This window comes from Kocuria turfanensis (assembly GCF_001580365.1).
GTDB classification, from domain to species: domain Bacteria; phylum Actinomycetota; class Actinomycetes; order Actinomycetales; family Micrococcaceae; genus Kocuria; species Kocuria turfanensis.
On the sequence record NZ_CP014480.1, the window covers coordinates 2,577,855 to 2,592,487 of the forward strand.

Annotated in this window: 16 protein-coding genes; 11 read left to right on the plus strand and 5 right to left on the minus strand. The window is 73.7% G+C overall.

What is annotated here, in order from left to right:
• Window positions 1-78: 78 nt before the first annotated feature.
• The 6 genes from AYX06_RS11900 to AYX06_RS11925 all read left to right on the plus strand — a co-directional run bounded on the left by AYX06_RS11900 (window position 79) and on the right by AYX06_RS11925 (window position 4,042).
• The gene (locus AYX06_RS11900) at window positions 79-219 is read left to right on the plus strand and encodes a hypothetical protein (RefSeq protein WP_186815645.1); all 141 of its coding nucleotides are present in this window, start codon (window positions 79-81) and stop codon (window positions 217-219) included.
• Window positions 220-539: 320 nt separating this feature from the next.
• The gene (locus tag AYX06_RS20520; RefSeq protein ID WP_232319297.1) at window positions 540-977 is read left to right on the plus strand and encodes a class F sortase; all 438 of its coding nucleotides are present in this window, start codon (window positions 540-542) and stop codon (window positions 975-977) included.
• Window positions 978-1,051: 74 nt separating this feature from the next.
• On the plus strand, window positions 1,052-1,813 hold the full coding sequence (gene nagB, locus AYX06_RS11910; RefSeq protein WP_062735948.1) for a glucosamine-6-phosphate deaminase: 762 nt from the start codon (window positions 1,052-1,054) through the stop codon (window positions 1,811-1,813).
• 277 nt (window positions 1,814-2,090) lie between these two features.
• Window positions 2,091-2,597, plus strand: a complete 507-nt coding sequence (locus AYX06_RS11915; protein ID WP_147017641.1) for an excalibur calcium-binding domain-containing protein — start codon at window positions 2,091-2,093, stop codon at window positions 2,595-2,597.
• 320 nt (window positions 2,598-2,917) lie between these two features.
• Window positions 2,918-3,355 carry a class F sortase gene (locus tag AYX06_RS20525; protein WP_232319298.1) on the plus strand — a complete coding sequence of 146 codons (438 nt, stop codon included), beginning with the start codon at window positions 2,918-2,920 and terminating at the stop codon, window positions 3,353-3,355.
• Between the two features lie 135 nt (window positions 3,356-3,490).
• Window positions 3,491-4,042 carry a hypothetical protein gene (locus tag AYX06_RS11925; protein ID WP_062735951.1) on the plus strand — a complete coding sequence of 184 codons (552 nt, stop codon included), beginning with the start codon at window positions 3,491-3,493 and terminating at the stop codon, window positions 4,040-4,042.
• Between the two features lie 74 nt (window positions 4,043-4,116).
• Here the strand turns inward: AYX06_RS11925 and AYX06_RS11930 are convergent, their stop codons facing one another.
• Entirely contained in the window at window positions 4,117-5,319 is a 1,203-nt protein-coding gene (locus tag AYX06_RS11930) for an MFS transporter (RefSeq protein WP_232319299.1), read from the minus strand.
• A gap of 92 nt (window positions 5,320-5,411) precedes the next feature.
• Window positions 5,412-6,929, minus strand: coding sequence for a GntP family permease (locus AYX06_RS11935; RefSeq protein WP_062735952.1), 1,518 nt, complete (start codon window positions 6,927-6,929; stop codon window positions 5,412-5,414).
• A gap of 321 nt (window positions 6,930-7,250) precedes the next feature.
• Here AYX06_RS11935 and AYX06_RS11940 point away from each other — a divergent pair, with 321 nt between their 5' ends.
• Both AYX06_RS11940 and AYX06_RS11945 read left to right on the plus strand, forming a co-directional pair.
• Entirely contained in the window at window positions 7,251-8,027 is a 777-nt protein-coding gene (locus tag AYX06_RS11940; RefSeq protein WP_062735953.1) for a FadR/GntR family transcriptional regulator, read from the plus strand.
• A gap of 1 nt (window position 8,028) precedes the next feature.
• The gene (locus tag AYX06_RS11945; protein ID WP_062735954.1) at window positions 8,029-8,805 is read left to right on the plus strand and encodes an SDR family NAD(P)-dependent oxidoreductase; all 777 of its coding nucleotides are present in this window, start codon (window positions 8,029-8,031) and stop codon (window positions 8,803-8,805) included.
• A 111-nt stretch (window positions 8,806-8,916) separates the two neighbouring features.
• Here AYX06_RS11945 and AYX06_RS11950 read toward each other — a convergent pair whose 3' ends face one another.
• A complete protein-coding gene (locus AYX06_RS11950) occupies window positions 8,917-9,372 on the minus strand; it encodes an Lrp/AsnC family transcriptional regulator (RefSeq protein ID WP_062735955.1) in 456 nt (151 codons plus the stop codon).
• Window positions 9,373-9,496: 124 nt separating this feature from the next.
• Here AYX06_RS11950 and AYX06_RS11955 point away from each other — a divergent pair, with 124 nt between their 5' ends.
• From AYX06_RS11955 to AYX06_RS11965, 3 genes are read left to right on the plus strand one after another with little or no spacing between them, the layout of a single operon-like run.
• Window positions 9,497-10,927: a DUF6421 family protein gene (locus tag AYX06_RS11955; protein ID WP_062735956.1), complete on the plus strand. Its 1,431-nt coding sequence runs from the start codon at window positions 9,497-9,499 to the stop codon at window positions 10,925-10,927.
• 3 nt (window positions 10,928-10,930) lie between these two features.
• Window positions 10,931-11,614 carry an SDR family NAD(P)-dependent oxidoreductase gene (locus AYX06_RS11960; protein WP_062735957.1) on the plus strand — a complete coding sequence of 228 codons (684 nt, stop codon included), beginning with the start codon at window positions 10,931-10,933 and terminating at the stop codon, window positions 11,612-11,614.
• A complete protein-coding gene (locus AYX06_RS11965; RefSeq protein WP_062735958.1) occupies window positions 11,611-12,696 on the plus strand; it encodes a threonine aldolase family protein in 1,086 nt (361 codons plus the stop codon). Before AYX06_RS11960 ends, AYX06_RS11965 begins: the two co-directional genes overlap by 4 nt.
• 116 nt (window positions 12,697-12,812) lie before the next feature.
• Here the strand turns inward: AYX06_RS11965 and AYX06_RS11970 are convergent, their stop codons facing one another.
• Both AYX06_RS11970 and AYX06_RS11975 read right to left on the minus strand, forming a co-directional pair.
• On the minus strand, window positions 12,813-13,544 hold the full coding sequence (locus AYX06_RS11970) for a DUF72 domain-containing protein (protein WP_062735959.1): 732 nt from the start codon (window positions 13,542-13,544) through the stop codon (window positions 12,813-12,815).
• 89 nt (window positions 13,545-13,633) lie between these two features.
• A complete protein-coding gene (locus tag AYX06_RS11975) occupies window positions 13,634-14,617 on the minus strand; it encodes an aldo/keto reductase (RefSeq protein WP_062735960.1) in 984 nt (327 codons plus the stop codon).
• Between the last annotated feature and the right edge of the window lie 16 nt (window positions 14,618-14,633).

A 14,633-nucleotide genomic window follows, 5' to 3' on the forward strand; every position in this document is an offset into this window, starting at 1 on the left:
GGCCCCGGCCGCATGCGCACACCGACCGGATCCGGCGTCCGGGGGCCGCGGCGTCCGCTGCCGGCAGCGACGGGCCAGGTGCCCGCGGGTGCGGCCGACACCGGTGTCGTCGTCGAGGACGACTCCCAGGCCGGCGGCGTCGCCCTCGGCGGCGGCCTGGCCCTGGCCGCGGCCGCCGGTGCTGCCGTGGTCGCACGTCGTCGCACCGTCCGGGCCTGAGACCGCCCGGCACATCGAGCCGATCGGATAGGTTGTCGTCCGTGAAGAGCTCGTCCAGCGACCGCCGCAGGGGCCTCCTGGCCTCCGCGGCGGTCGCTGTCCTTCTGTTGACGGGCTGCGCCGGCCCCGACCCCGCGCAGCTGGAGGAGATGCCCTCGGCCAGCGCATCCGTCGGCCGGTCGTCCGCGCCGACCCCGTCGGTGACCACGGCCCCGGCGACCACGGCTCCGACGCCCTCGGCGTCTGCCGCACCGACGCCTGCGGCGTCCACCGCACCGGCTGCCGCAGCCGATCCGGGGGGCACGTCCGTCTCCGCACCCGTGTCGGTCCGCATCCCGGCCACCGGCACCGACTCGGAGCTGCTCCACCTCGGCCTGCGCGACAACGGTTCCCTGGAGGTTCTTCCGGGAGACCCGGGCGCGCCGGCCGCCTGGTACACCGGCTCGCCCGCCCCGGGGAAGGTGGGGCCGGCGGTGCTGCTGGGCCACGTCAACGCCACCGACGGCGGGCCCGGGGTGTTCGCCGGTCTGCGGGACCTGGCGCCCGGGGACCGCATCGAGGTGGTGCGGGAGGACGGCAGCACGGCGGTCTTCGCCGTCGAGCGCGGGGAGCAGTACGCGAAGGACGCCTTCCCCACGCTGTCCGTCTACGGCAACACCGACGGCCCCGAGCTGCGGCTGATCACCTGCGACGGCTACGACCCGGCCACCGGGGAGTTCGACGACAACTACGTGGTCTACGCCCAGCTCGTCGGCTGATCCTGCGAGACGCCCGGCGGGCGGTCCGCGCTCCGGGGGACAATGGAGGTCCCGCCGAGCGAAGGAGGCCCGCAGTGGACGTGGTCGTCCTGCCCACCGCCGCGGACGTCGCGGCGCACGCGGCCGGCGTCGTCGCCGATCGGATCGCTGCGCAGCCCGCCCTGGTGCTCGGCGTGGCCACGGGCTCCTCCCCGGTGGGGATCTACCGGGAACTGGCCCGCCGCCGCAGGGAGGAGGGGCTGGACCTGTCCCGCCTCGAGTGCTTCGCCCTCGACGAGTACGTCGGTCTGCCCGGCCACGACCCGCACAGCTACGCCGCGTACCTGCGGCGGGAGGTCGCGGACCCCTTCGGGCTGTCGGCCGAGCGGGTCCACGTGCCGGACGGCGTCCGTGCGGACCTGGAAGGTGCGGCCCAGGACTACGAGCAGTCGATCGCCGTGGCCGGCGGAATCGACCTGCAGATCCTCGGCATCGGCACCAACGGCCACATCGGCTTCAACGAACCCCTCTCGGCCCTGAGCTCCCGCACCCGGGTCCTGGCGCTGTCCGCGCAGACCCGCGCCGACAACGCCCGGTTCTTCGACGCTCCCGACGACGTGCCCACGCACTGCCTCACCCAGGGGCTGGGCACGATCCTGGAGGCCCGGCAGCTGCTCCTCGTCGCCCAGGGCGAGCGCAAGGCCCAGGCCGTGGCCGCGGCGGTGGAGGGGCCGGTGGCGGCCCGGTGCCCGGCGTCGGTGCTGCAGTTCCACCGCCGCACCACGATCGTGGTGGACGAGGCCGCCGCGAGCCGGCTGGCCCTGGCCGGGCACGAGCGTCCGGACGCCGGGGCCTGAGCGGGCTCGGGGCTCCTGCTCCGTGGCCCCTGTTCCGGGGTCTCTGTCCCGGGACGGGGGGATGCCGGCGCGGCGGGTGGCGCGGGACGTGCGTCATCCACACGCGCGGGGAGCGTCACACAGGGCCCGGTCAGGCCCCACATCCGGAATGCCGCGGCGGAATCTTCACTGTCGCGACGCGCCCGGAAGCGGGTCACGATTTGACACGTGACGCCGCACTCCCCACCTGCCTACGATGCCTTTGCAAACTCTTCCTCTCCGAGATTGTGGGGACTCCATGAACAAGAACACAGCTGGTGCGGCCCTGCTGATGGCCATCGGGTTCTCGGCCCTGACGGCGGCACCGGCGACGGCCGCGCCGGGTGATCCGATGGTCTTCACCGACTGCGCCACGGCCGCCCAGTACGGCGTCCACAACATCCCCGTCGGCTCGGTCAGCTACAGCGCGAGCCTCGTCGACGACGACGGCGACGGGGTCGTGTGCGAGAGCGCCGACTGGACCTACGACCCCACGCGCATCCCCGTGGAGAACGACCAGGGCGGGTACAGCCACACCGTCATCGACTGGATCCCCGGCGCGGGCCCCGGCCCCGACGCCCAGCCCGGCGAGGTGCCCGGCGTCGACCCGTACACCCAGATGGACGAGGTGCCCGTGGGCGGCGCCGACACCGGTGCGGCCGTGCAGGACGGCTCCGGGACGGGCGGACTCGTCCTCGGCGGCGGCCTGGCCCTGGCCGCCGGTGCCGCGGTGGTGGTGCGCCGGCGCAGCACCGTTCGGGCGTAGCGCGGGCCCGTCCGGCGCACCAGGAGCCGATCCCCGTGACGGATCCGACCACCGACCGCCGCAGGGGCCGCCTGGCCCCTGCGGCGGTCGCCCTCCTCCTGCTGAGCGGCTGCTCGGCCGAGACGCCGGCACCGTCCACGGCGCCGTCGCCGACGGCGTCCGCGACCTCCTCCCCGCGCTCCTCACCGGGGGCTCCGACCGCAGCCCCGGTGAGGTCGTCACCGAGTCCGGCCGCCGAACCCTCGGCAGCGCCGGCACCCGGTGCCGCGGCCACTCCCGCCCCGGCCACGGGGCCGGTGGTCCTGGCGGCCTCCGCGCCCGTGTCGGTCCGGATCCCGTCGGCGGGCAGCGTCTCCGAGCTGCTGCACCTGGGTCTGCGCCCCGACGGCTCGCTCGAGGTGCCGCCGACCCATCCCGGCGCCCCCGCGTCCTGGTACACCGGCTCGCCCGCACCGGGCGAGCGCGGCCCGGCGGTGCTGCTGGGCCACGTCAACGCCACCGACGGCGGGCCGGGGGTGTTCGCCGGTCTGCGCGGCCTGGTCCCCGGGGACCGGATCGAGGTGGTGCGGGAGGACGGCAGCACGGCCGTCTTCGCCGTCGAGCGCGGGGAGCAGTACGCCAAGAACGCGTTTCCCACCCAGGACGTCTACGGGGACACCCCAGGGGCGGAGCTGCGCCTGATCACCTGCGACGGCTACGACCCGGCCACCGGGCTGTTCGACGACAACTACGTGGTCTACGCGCGGCTCCTCGCCTGAGCAGTGCTGCCTCTCGCGGGGGAGGGCCGGCGCAGAAGTGGGGGCACGCCTCGGCCGCGCGGCGGAGGTGCATTCGCGAATTCCCGGGGAGGATGGGAGAGCGTGCTCTGCCCGTACCCACCGAAGGAGATCCCCGTGAGCAATCCGTATCCCGACCGGCCCGGCAAGCCCTCCGGTCCGCCCAGCTACAACGCGGCGGGCGGCGACCAGTACGGCGCCGGCCGGCCCGCAGCGGCCCCGCCCGAGCTGGGCCGGCTCCTGACCCTCACCCTCGCCTCGGCGGGGCTCTATCTGCTCAACCAGCTCGTCGGACTGTACGCGAGCTCCACCGCGGACATGACCCAGACCTACGAGCAGCTGGGCCTGTCCGCCGACCAGATCGCCCAGACCCAGAGCACCGCGATGGTCACCTCGATCGTGATGCTGCTCATCGCACTGGGTCTCTACGCGCTGATCTACGTGTTCCTGAAGAAGGGCAAGAACTGGGCCCGGATCCTGGGCATCGTCCTGTCGATCCTCAGCATCGTCACCAGTGGCATCGGGCTCTTCGGCGCCCTGATGTACGGCGGCGTGGGCATCGTCCTGCTGATCCTGGGCCTGCTGCTCATCGTGGTCAACGTCCTGTGGCTCGTGACCGCGTTCAAGGCCCCGGTCAAGCAGTGGTTCGCCCAGCCGCACATGGCCTGATCCGCATGACCGGGTCCTGAGCGCAACGCCGCCCCGCCGCTCGGCCGGGCGGCGTTGCGCTGTCCGGCCGCGCCTCAGGCGGGCGGAGGGATGACGCGGTCCCGACCCACCAGCAGCGCGACGCCGCACAGCACCACCATCAGGCCCGCCATGATCAGCAGCGGCGGTTCCCACCGCCCACCGGCGTCGTAGAGGACGCCGAAGACGGCGGGCCCGACCGCGGCCAGCCCGTAGCCCACGGACTGGGCCATCCCGGACAGCGCCGCGGCCTGCTGATGGCTGCTCGAGCGCAGGCTGAACAGGGACAGGGCCACGACGATGAGGCTGCCGCAGCCGGCGGCCCCGAGCACCACCCACAGCAGCACCAGGGCCGGGGCGGCGGCCAGGCCCGCGTAGGAGGCCAGCGCCAGCGCGGCCCCGCCGAACGCCACGGCCCGCTGGTCGCCGAACCGGTGCATCAGCGCCCCGGAGCTGAGGCTGGCCGCCATGCCGACCAGCAGGAACAGGGCCATGTGCGTGCCGGCGGTGGTCGCCGAGACGCCGTGGCTGCGCTCGATGCTCGGCAGCCAGGCCATGTAGACGTAGAACGCCACCGACTGCAGGCCCATGAACAGGGTGACCTGCCAGCCCAGCGCGGAGCGCCAGGGCGAGCGGAAGCGGTCCGCTGCCGTCTCGTGCGGGCCGGCGGCGGTCCGCTGCCGCAGCCATGGAAGCAGGAGCACCAGCGCGAGCACGGCGAGCACCGCCCACACCGCCAGGGCCAGGCGCCACCCGCCCGCCCCGGCGTGGGCGATGGGCACCACCAGGGCGGAGCCGGCCGCCGCCACCGCACCCTGCACGGACGTGTAGAGACCGGTCACCTGGCTCACCCGCTGCGGGAACTCCCGCTTCACCAGCGAGGGCAGCAGCACGTTGAGGAACGCGATGCCGATGCCCACCAGGGCGGTGCCGAGCCACACCGCGCCGGGCACCGGCGCGGAACGGCCGACGATCCCGGCCGCGAGCAGCAGCAGGGACAGCCACAGTGCCCGGTCCAGGCCCGTCCGGGCCGCCACCGCGGGCGCCACCGGGGAGAACAGCGCGAACATGGCCAGCGGCAGGCCGGTCAGGAGCCCGGCCTGCCCGGCGGAGATGCCCAGATCGCGGCTGATCTCCTCGAGCAGCGGGCCCACGGTCACGAAGCCCACCCGCAGGTTCACCCCGATCAGCAGCACGCCGAGGAAGCCGAGGCCCAGGCGGGCCCGGCGGGCGGTGGCCGGTGAAGCGTCGGTGAGCACGGTGCGTCCTTTCGGATCGGGAGGCGGGGATCTCCGGACAGCGTACGGGGCGGCGCGCTCCCGGCGCGCCGCCCCGGCGGGGTCCGTGCGGATCAGCTGAGGATCAGGTTCGCCACGAACAGCAGCGGGATGGATCCGGCCCACACCGCGGTGGTGATGCCGGACCAGCCGCGCAGGGCGTCCGTGCCCTGCAGGCCCGTGAAGCGGGTGACCACCCAGAAGTAGGAGTCGTTGAAGTAGCTGAAGACCATGGACCCGGCGGTGCATGCCAGGGCGGCGACGACGGGGTCGATGCCCAGCGTGGTCACCAGCGGCGCCGACACGGAGGCCGCGGTGATCATGGCGACCGTGCCGGAGCCCTGGGCGATGCGCACGAGCGTGGCGATCAGGAACGGCACGAGGAAGGCGGGCAGCGGGGTCGCGGCGATGGCCTCGGCCAGGGCGTCGCCCACCCCGGAGCTGCGGAGCACCTGGCCCAGCGCGCCGCCGGCGCCCGTGATGAGCAGGATGAGCCCGGCCGAGGCGGCGGCCTCGGCGAACCAGCCGTGCGCCTTGTTGCGCGGCGTCCACCGGGGCAGCAGGACGTAGAGGGCCAGCACCATGCCGATGATCAGGGCCACGACGGGGTTGCCGATGAACGCGAAGGGGACGGCCCAGGCGGAGGGTTCGTACTCGTCGCCGCCGATGACGCCCTGGGCGTTCTGGTCGATGGCGCCCGTGACGGTGTTGAGGATGATCAGCGCCAGCGGGATGAGCAGCGGCAGGGACGCGACGAACGCGCCCACCCGGTGCGGCTTGGCCCCGGCCGGCGGCTCGCCGAGGTCGACGGCGGGATCGGCGGTGACCGGCTGCCGGGCCTCCTCGTCCAGGCCGTCCCGGAGCCCGGCGTCCGAGGTGCCGGCGCCCGAGGAGCCCGTCCCGGCGGCGGCGGACCCGCCCACGCCGGCGGCGGCCACGGTGCCGTAGACAGCCTCGCGCACGTGCTCCTCGACCCGCGGCTCGAGCTGGGGGCCGATCCAGCGCGCGTAGAGGACCACCACGGGCAGCAGGATCACGGTGAAGACCAGGCCGCCGAGGATCAGCGCGCCGAGGTCCGCCCCGAGGATGCCGGCCACGGCCAGCGGGCCCGGGGTGGGCGGCACGAGGTGGTGGGTCAGGGTCATGCCGCAGCCCAGGGCGAGGGCGAGCGTCACGTAGCCGGCGCGCTTCACCCGGGCGATCGAGCGGGCCAGCGGGTTCATGATCACGTAGCCGGAGTCGCAGAACACCGGGATGGAGACCAGGGCGCCCACACTGCCCATCGCCCAGGGCTCGCGGCCGTGGCCGAAGACGCGCAGGAAGGCCAGCGCCAGGGCGTTGGCGGCGCCCGAGACCTCGAGGATCTTGCCGATGCCCACCCCGAGGCCGATCACGATCCCGATGGAGGCCAGGGTGTTGCCGAAGCCGGTGGTGATGGCGGCGACGATCTCGAGCACGGGCTGGCCCGCGACCAGACCTGTGACCAGCGCGGCGATGAGGAGGGCCACGAAGGCGTCCAGGCGGGTGCGCAGCACCAGGACGATGATGGTGGCGATGCCCAGGACCAGGGCCAGGAGGAGTTGGAGATCCACGGTGATGCAGCTCCTTGCGGACGGTGGAGGACGCGCGGCGCCCGGGCAGCGGTGCCCGGTGCCGGGGAATTGACGGACGGAACGGTTCATGTGAGGCTAATCACAGATAAGACATCTGACAAGGGGGTAGGGCCGCTGTGACATCGGAGACGTTCGTGCTCGGGGGCGGCACCACCGGCCGCCGCACCGTTCCCCGCCGGCCGGCGCGCACCCGCAGCGCTGCGCCGGACCTGGTCCGGGCGCCCGGCGCCGCCGGCACACTCGCGCGGACGGTGCCGGTCCCGGCGCAGCGGAGGGCGCCGGCTGCGGAGCGACGTGCCGATGGCTAGGAAGTCGCTGGTCGAGTCGGTCGCGGAGGAGCTGCTCGAGCGCATCCTGCGCGGCGAGGTCGCCCCGCACGAGGCCCTGCCGCCGGAGGCGCAGATCGCGAGGGAGCACGAGGTCAGCCGGCTCACCGTCCGGGAGGCGCTCAAGGCCCTGCAGGCGCAGAACATCGTCCAGGTCCGGCGCGGTCTCGGGACCTTCGTCAACCCGCCGGACGCGTGGACCGGTCTGGAGGCCATCCTCAAGGCGGCCTCCCGCGGCGTGGCCTCGAACCAGGTGGCCCTGCGGCTGCTGGAGGTCCGGCGCATGGTGGAGACCGGATCGGCGGAGCTGGCCGCCCAGCACGTGACCGAGGAGGACCTCGCCGCCATGGAGGCCGCCGTCCAGGAGCTGGAGCAGGCCCACGCTGCCCAGGACCTCGACGCCGTGACCGCCGCGGACATGGCCTTCCACGACGCCGTGCTGCGCGCCTCCGGCAACCCGTTCGTGCCCGTGCTGCTGGGCCAGCTCTCCCAGCTGCTCTACACCGAGCGGCGGGCCACCTCGGCCTTCCCGGAGGTCCAGCGCCACGCCATCCGGCACCACCGGCTGGTCCTGGCGGCCATCGCCTCCCGCGACCCCGCGGCCGCCCGCACGGCGATGGAGGAGCACCTCGACCAGACCTACGAGGACTACGAGCACTACATCGGCCGCCCGGCCGGCGCGGTCCCCGCACCCGACCACCCGACCCCGAACCCGAACCCGACCGACCAGCACAGCACAGGAGATGACTGACATGACCGAGACCCCTGCCTTCCCCGCCGAGCGCACCGCCGTGCTCACCGGCGCCGCCTCCGAGCGGGGCATCGGCCGCGCCGCCGCGGACCTGCTCGCGAGCCAGGGCTGGAGCGTGGCCATCCTGGACATCGACGGCGACGCGGCCGCCGAGGCCGCCCGGGACATCGCCGACCGGCACGGCGTGCCGGCGCTCGGGCTGCGCACCGACGTGTCCGACGAGGCCTCCGTGCACGAGGCCGTGGCCCGGGTGGAGGCCGAGCTGCCCGCGATCGTGGCCCTCGTGAACTGCGCCGGGATCAGCTCGCCCACCGACTTCATGGACGAGACCCGCGAGACCTGGGACCGGGTCTTCGCGATCAACATGACCGGCACGTTCCTGGTGACCCAGCGGGTCCTGGCCGGGATGATCGAGCGGAAGCTGGGCCGGGTGGTCAGCATCTCCTCGATCTCCGCCCAGCGCGGGGGCGGCACCTACTCCAAGTCCGCCTACAGCGCCTCCAAGGCCGCCATCATCGGCTTCACCCGGGCCGTGGCCCGCGAGATGGGCGAGCACGGGATCACGGTGAACTGCATCGCCCCCGGCCCCGTGGACACCGACATCATGGGCGGCACGCTGACCGAGGAGCGGAAGGCGGGAATGGCCAAGGACATCCTCGTGGGGCGGGTGGGCACCGTGCGGGACATGGCCGCCCTGCTCGCCTTCCTGGTCGGCGAGGACGCCGGCTACATCACCGCGGCGACCTACGACATCAACGGCGGGCTGCAGATCTCCTGATCCGCCGGAGTCCCCCGCCGGCGGCGGGGTGCGGCGCCGTCCGGACGGCCTCCGAGCGGCGCCGCCGCGCGGTCCAGGGGTCCCGCGCGGCCGAGGACACCGGCGCCGGCGTCAGGCCTCGGCGGCGGGGAGCATCGGCCGGTGCTCGTAGAAGGTCTGCAGCACCACGGTGGTGCGGGTGTTGACGGAGGCCGTGTGGCGGACCTCGTTGACGAGCGCCTCGAGCTCCTTGGGCGAGCCCACCCTGACGAACAGCATGTAGGCGGCGTCCCCGGCCACCGAGTGGCAGGCCTCGATCGCCGTGAGCGGCTGGAGGAGCTCGGGGGCGTTGTCGGGCTGACGCGGATCGAGCGGGGTGATCTCGATGAACGCCGACAGCGGCTTGCCGACGGCCTCGGGGTCGAGGATCGCCTGGTAGCCGACGATCACACCGCTGCTCTCCAGCTTCCGCAGGCGCGCCTGCACGGCCGAGGTCGAGAGGCCGACCCGTTCGGAGAGCTGGGCGAGGGTGGCGCGCGGGTCGTGGGACACCTCGGTGGCCAGCCGTACGTCGACAGGGTCGTCCATGGCCCGAACGCTATCAGCTGCTCGGGACGCGAGGGTTGACAGACCCCCGAGTGCATGTGAATCTTCCTGCATGTGAGCGGTATCACCGTAATTTTTCCGCCGATTCGACGACAGGAGGGTTTCCATGTCCACGTCATTGCAGACGGTGCCGGCCATCATCGGAGAGCCTGAGGTCGTGGAGGACGCCCGCGCCGTGGAGTCGGGCCCGGCGTGGCTGCGGCTGAAGGCTGCGGCCACCGCGCTGCAGGCCCTGCAGGTCACGGACGGGTCGGTCCCGGAGGCCTCCGACCACCCGGCGGCGCGCGAGCTCGTCGGGCGGATCGTGGCGTCGATCGCGGAACTGGCTCCACTGTTCCCGCACGACGCGGCGTACCTGGCGGCCCTGCCGGCCGACTTCGCCCGCTGGGCGGACGGGGGGTTCGGGGCACCGGACTTCCTGGACTCCCTCGTCGAGTTCCAGCCGCAGCAGCACCGGGTCGACGGCCTCCGGCACCTCGTCGTGTTCCCGATGTACACCCAGAACGGCTCGGCGCACCGGTACGTCGAGGCCCTGATCGTCGAGGCGATCTGGCCCGAGTTCATCGCCGCGCTCGAGGCCGGGCACTACGGCAACGACCTGTTCGTGTCCCTGCGGCTGATCGACTTCACCCCGGGGTACGCCACGAACTCGGCGGTGCTGTTCCCCGAGACGGTCGCCGTGCGGGAGACCCCGCGCTTCACCTGGGGAGCCATCTTCCAGGACCGCGAGGCGGCCCGCTACCGCCGTGTGGTCACCGCGGCCGCCGGCATCACCCAGCTGGACCTGCCCGGCGAGGCCGCGGCGCTGCTCGCCGACCAGGACCTGGCCGAGAAGACCTTCGTGATGTGGGACATGATCCACGACCGCACGCACATGCGCGGCGATCTGCCGTTCGACCCCTTCATGATCAAGCAGCGGATGCCGTTCTTCCTGTACTCCCTGGAGGAGCTGCGCTGCGACCTGACGGCGTTCCGCGAGTCGGTCACCATCGAGCGCGCGCTCACCGCGCGCACGGCGGCCGGCGAGGAGCTCACCGCGCTCGAGGAGCAGACCCGCCGGCACGGGAAGCTCGTGCAGTACGCGGTGATCTTCGACCGGATCTTCCGCTTCGCCATCACCGGGTCGCGGGTCCGCAACTACGACGGGCTGGGCGGGCAGCTGCTGTTCGCCTGGCTCCACCGCCGGCACGTGCTGCGGTGGCGCGACGTCGAGCTCAGCGTCGACTGGGACCGGGTCGCCGATGCGGTGGTCGAGCTCGGCGACGCGATCGACCAGCTGTACTGGGAGTCGATCGACCGCCCGAAGACGGTGCACTGGCTGAAGGCCTACGAGCTCGTCGCCTCCGTGGTCACCCCGCACCCCGCCTCGGCCTGGGCGCAGGGGCTCCCGCGCGAGGTCCTCGCCGGGCCGCCGAAGGGGTACACGGACCTGGTGCTGGACGACGAGTTCCCGCTGTCGATGTTCTTCGAGGCGCTCGAGAAGAAGATGCGGGGCGTCATCGCCTCGACGACCGGCATCCGTGCCTCGGACGACTGAGCGATGACCGATCTGACCGGCCGCACCGTGCTGATCGCCGGCGCGACCAGCGCCTCCGGTCTGGCGGCGACGCGTGCCCTGACCGCCGCCGGGGCCCGCGTCGTCGCCACGGGCCGCAGCGCCGGGAAGCTCGCGCCGCTCGCCGCCCTGGGGGCTCGCGTGGACGCGCTGGACCTCGCGGACGAGCACGCGGTGCTCGCGCTGTCCCGCCGGCTGCGCCACGACGGGATGCCGATCGACGGGCTCCTCCACCTCGTCGGCGGCTGGCGGGGCGGCGGCGGGCTCGCCGGGCAGACGGAGGACGACTACCGCGCGCTGGAGCCCTCGTTCTCCGCGCTGCGGCACCTGAGCCGGGCCTTCGACGAGGACCTGCGGGCCTCACCGGCGGGCCGGCTGGCGATCGTGTCCTCGACCGCGGTCGCCCGCCCCCTGGCGGGCGGCGCCAACTACGCCGCGGTCAAGGCCGCCGGCGAGGCGTGGACCCGGGCGGTGGCCCACGGATACGCGAGGTCGGCCCGCGAGGCCGGCGCCCCGCTGCGTGCCGCGGCCGTGATCTTCCGGGTGCAGGCCCTGGCCGGCCTGGAGGATCGTCTCGCCGCGGCCTACGCCGGGCTGTGGGACGCCGAGGCCGCGGCACTGAACGACTCGACGATCGAACTCGCGCAGGAAGGACGAAGCACCCCATGACCAGGCTGCACGACACGGAGCTGCGGGGATTCGCCTCCGACAACTACTCCGGGGTCCACCCGGAGGTGCTCGACGCCCTGGCCGAGGCCAACGGCGGCCACCAGGTCGCCTACGGCGAGGACGTCTACACGGCGAAGCTGCAGGAGGTGATCGTGCGGCACTTCGGCGAGGGCGCGTCGGTGTGGCCGGTCTTCAACGGCACGGGCGCCAACGTCGTCGGCCTCCAGTCGATGCTCCCGCGCTGGGGCGCCGTGATCTGCGCGGACACGGCGCACATCCACGTCGACGAGGGCGGTGCGCCCGAGAAGTCCGCCGGCCTCAAGCTGCTGCCCGTGCCCACGGCGGACGGCAAGCTCACGCCCGAGGGGATCGCCGCGGAGGCCTGGGGCTGGGGGGACGAGCACCGCGCCCAGCCGCTCGTCGTCCACCTCACCCAGTCCACCGAGCTCGGCACCCTGTACACGCCGGACGAGATCCGGGCCGTCGCGGACCACGCGCACGCGCAGGGCATGTCCGTCCACCTGGACGGGGCCCGGCTCTCGAACGCGGCGGCCGCCCTCGGCCTGCCCCTGCGCGCCTTCACCACCGACGTCGGCGTCGACGTGCTCAGCCTCGGCGGCACCAAGAACGGGGCGCTGGGCGCCGAGGCGGTGGTGGTCCTGAACCGGGCCGCGTCCCAGGGGCTGGTCTACCTGCGGAAGCACCAGATGCAGCTCGCGTCGAAGATGCGCTTCGTCTCGGCCCAGCTGCTGGCGCTCCTGGACGGGGACCTGTACCTGCGCACCGCCGGCCATGCGAACGCGATGGCCCGGCGCCTGCGCGACGGCATCGAGGCGGGCATCGCCGACGGGTCGATGCCCGGCGTCGCCTTCACCCAGCAGACCCAAGTGAACGCCGTCTTCGCCGTCCTGCCCGACGGCGTCGCCGACCGCCTCCGCCGGCGCTTCCGGTTCTACGACTGGGACGCCGCGACGGGCGAGGTGCGCTGGGTGTGCAGCTTCGACACCACGGCCGAGGACGTCGACGCCTTCGTGGCGGCCCTCCGGTCCGAGCTCGCGGCCGAGCCGCAGGTGGTGGCATAGCCCCGGCGCCGCCGTGCGGGGGCCGGGCACCGAGGGCGGGGACGGCGCTCACCTGCGTCCCGCCGCCGTCGGGCACCCCGCCGGCCGTCCTCGAGCGCCGTCCTCATCCGCCGTCCTCAGCCGCCGTCGAGGAGCTGGCGCAGGGTCAGGGCGTTGCGCACGGCGTGGCCGTGGCCGTCGTTGTTGAAGTAGGCGTAGACCTCGTGCCCGGCCCGGTCCCACTCGCGGATCCGCTCCGCCCACCACGCCAGGTCCGCGTCCGGGTAGGACCCGGCGTACAGGTGGTGGTGGTCCGGGCCGTGGAAGCGGACGTAGACCACCGGGGCGGTGGCCTCCAGGACGCAGGGCAGCCCCGCCCCGCTCATGACGCAGTAGGCCGCGCCGTGCCGGCGCAGGAGCGCGAACACCTCCGGGTGCACCCAGCTGTCGTGGCGGAACTCCACGGCCACCTGGATCCAGTCCGGCAGCGCGGCCAGGAACCAGTCCAGCCGGGCGTCGTCACGGGCGTGGGTGGGGGCGAGCTGCACCAAGAGCACGCCCCGCCGGTCCCGCAGCTCGTGCCAGGACGCGGCGATGCGCCGCGCCCAGGTCTCCGGCGCGTAGAGCCTCTTGGCGTGCGTCAGGCCGCGGGGCGCCTTCACCGACATCCGGAAGCCCGGCGGCAGGCGCCGGTTCCACCCGGCGAAGGTGCTCTCGCGCGGCCACCGGTAGAAGCTCGCGTTGAGCTCCACGGTGGAGAAGACCTCGGCGTAGCGCGCCAGGCGCCCGGCCCGGGGCGTGCCCGTCGGATAGAGGACGTGCTCCCAGTGGTCGTAGCTCCACCCGGAGGTGCCGATGTGCCAGCCCATCCGCCCACGCTATCCCGGTGCCGCGGCCGGTCCCGCCGCGTCGTCGTCGGGTCCGTCCCCGGGGCCGGGCACGACGACGACGGGCCCGGTCACCAGCGGGGGTGGACGCTCTCGCGGAAGTGGGCGTCGTAGATCCGGCGGACCCCCTCGTCGAGGTCACGGCCCAGGGACCCGGTGTCCGCGGCCGAGGCGTTGGCGCGGGCCTGCTCCACGCTGCGCGCCCCCGGGATCACCGTGCTGACGCCGTCCTGGGCGATCACCCACGCGAGGGCGGCCTGGGCGGTGGGGGTGCCCTCCGGCAGCAGCTCGGAGAACTCCCGGACCGCCTCGAGGCCGCGCTCGAAGTCGACCCCGGAGAATGTCTCGCCGACGTCGAAGGCGCCGCCGGTGCGGTTGTAGTTGCGGTGGTCGTCCTCCGCGAACCGGGTGTCCTTCGTGTACTTCCCGGAGAGCAGGCCCGAGGCCAGGGGCACCCGGGCGATGATCCCGACGCCGGCCTCCCGCGCCGCCGGCAGCACGGCGTCCAGCGGCTTGAGCCGGAAGGCGTTGAGGATGATCTGCACCGTGGCGGTGTTCCCGCGCGCGATCGCGGCCAGGGCCTCGTCGGTGCGCTCCACGCTCACGCCGTAGTGGCGGATCGCGCCCTCCTCCACGAGGGTGTCCAGCGCGTCGTAGACCTCCTGGTCGCTGTAGACCGGCGTGGGCGGGCAGTGCAGCTGGACCAGGTCGAGGGTGTCGGTGCCCAGGTTCCGCCGGGAGCGGTCCACCCACTGCCGGAAGTGGGCCAGGACGTAGTTCTCGGGGACCTGGTCCACGCGCCGGCCCATCTTCGTGGCCACGGTGACGTCCAGCTCCGGGTGCTCCTGCAGGAACGCCCCGATCGTCTGCTCGCTGCGCCCGTCGCCGTAGACGTCGGCGGTGTCGAAGAAGTTCACCCCGGACTCCACGGCCGCCTCCAGGACGGCGGTGGCCTCGGCCGGCTCGACCTCGCCCCAGTCGGCGCCCAGCTGCCAGGTGCCCAGGCCCACGGTGGAGACGGTCCGTCCGGTTCTGCCCAGTGTGCGGTGTTCCATGCGTCGTGTCGTCCGT

Bases quoted from the DNA above. Each gene is read 5' to 3' on its own strand.
- AYX06_RS11915 (WP_147017641.1), top strand. From the start codon at position 2,091: ATGAACAAGAACACAGCTGGTGCGGCCCTGCTGATGGCCATCGGGTTC.
- AYX06_RS11940 (WP_062735953.1), top strand. From the start codon at position 7,251: ATGGCTAGGAAGTCGCTGGTCGAGTCGGTCGCGGAGGAGCTGCTCGAG.
- AYX06_RS11945 (WP_062735954.1), top strand. From the start codon at position 8,029: ATGACCGAGACCCCTGCCTTCCCCGCCGAGCGCACCGCCGTGCTCACC.
- AYX06_RS11950 (WP_062735955.1), bottom strand. From the start codon at position 9,372: ATGGACGACCCTGTCGACGTACGGCTGGCCACCGAGGTGTCCCACGAC.
- AYX06_RS11955 (WP_062735956.1), top strand. From the start codon at position 9,497: ATGTCCACGTCATTGCAGACGGTGCCGGCCATCATCGGAGAGCCTGAG.
- AYX06_RS11960 (WP_062735957.1), top strand. From the start codon at position 10,931: ATGACCGATCTGACCGGCCGCACCGTGCTGATCGCCGGCGCGACCAGC.
- AYX06_RS11965 (WP_062735958.1), top strand. From the start codon at position 11,611: ATGACCAGGCTGCACGACACGGAGCTGCGGGGATTCGCCTCCGACAAC.
- AYX06_RS11970 (WP_062735959.1), bottom strand. From the start codon at position 13,544: ATGGGCTGGCACATCGGCACCTCCGGGTGGAGCTACGACCACTGGGAG.
- AYX06_RS11975 (WP_062735960.1), bottom strand. From the start codon at position 14,617: ATGGAACACCGCACACTGGGCAGAACCGGACGGACCGTCTCCACCGTG.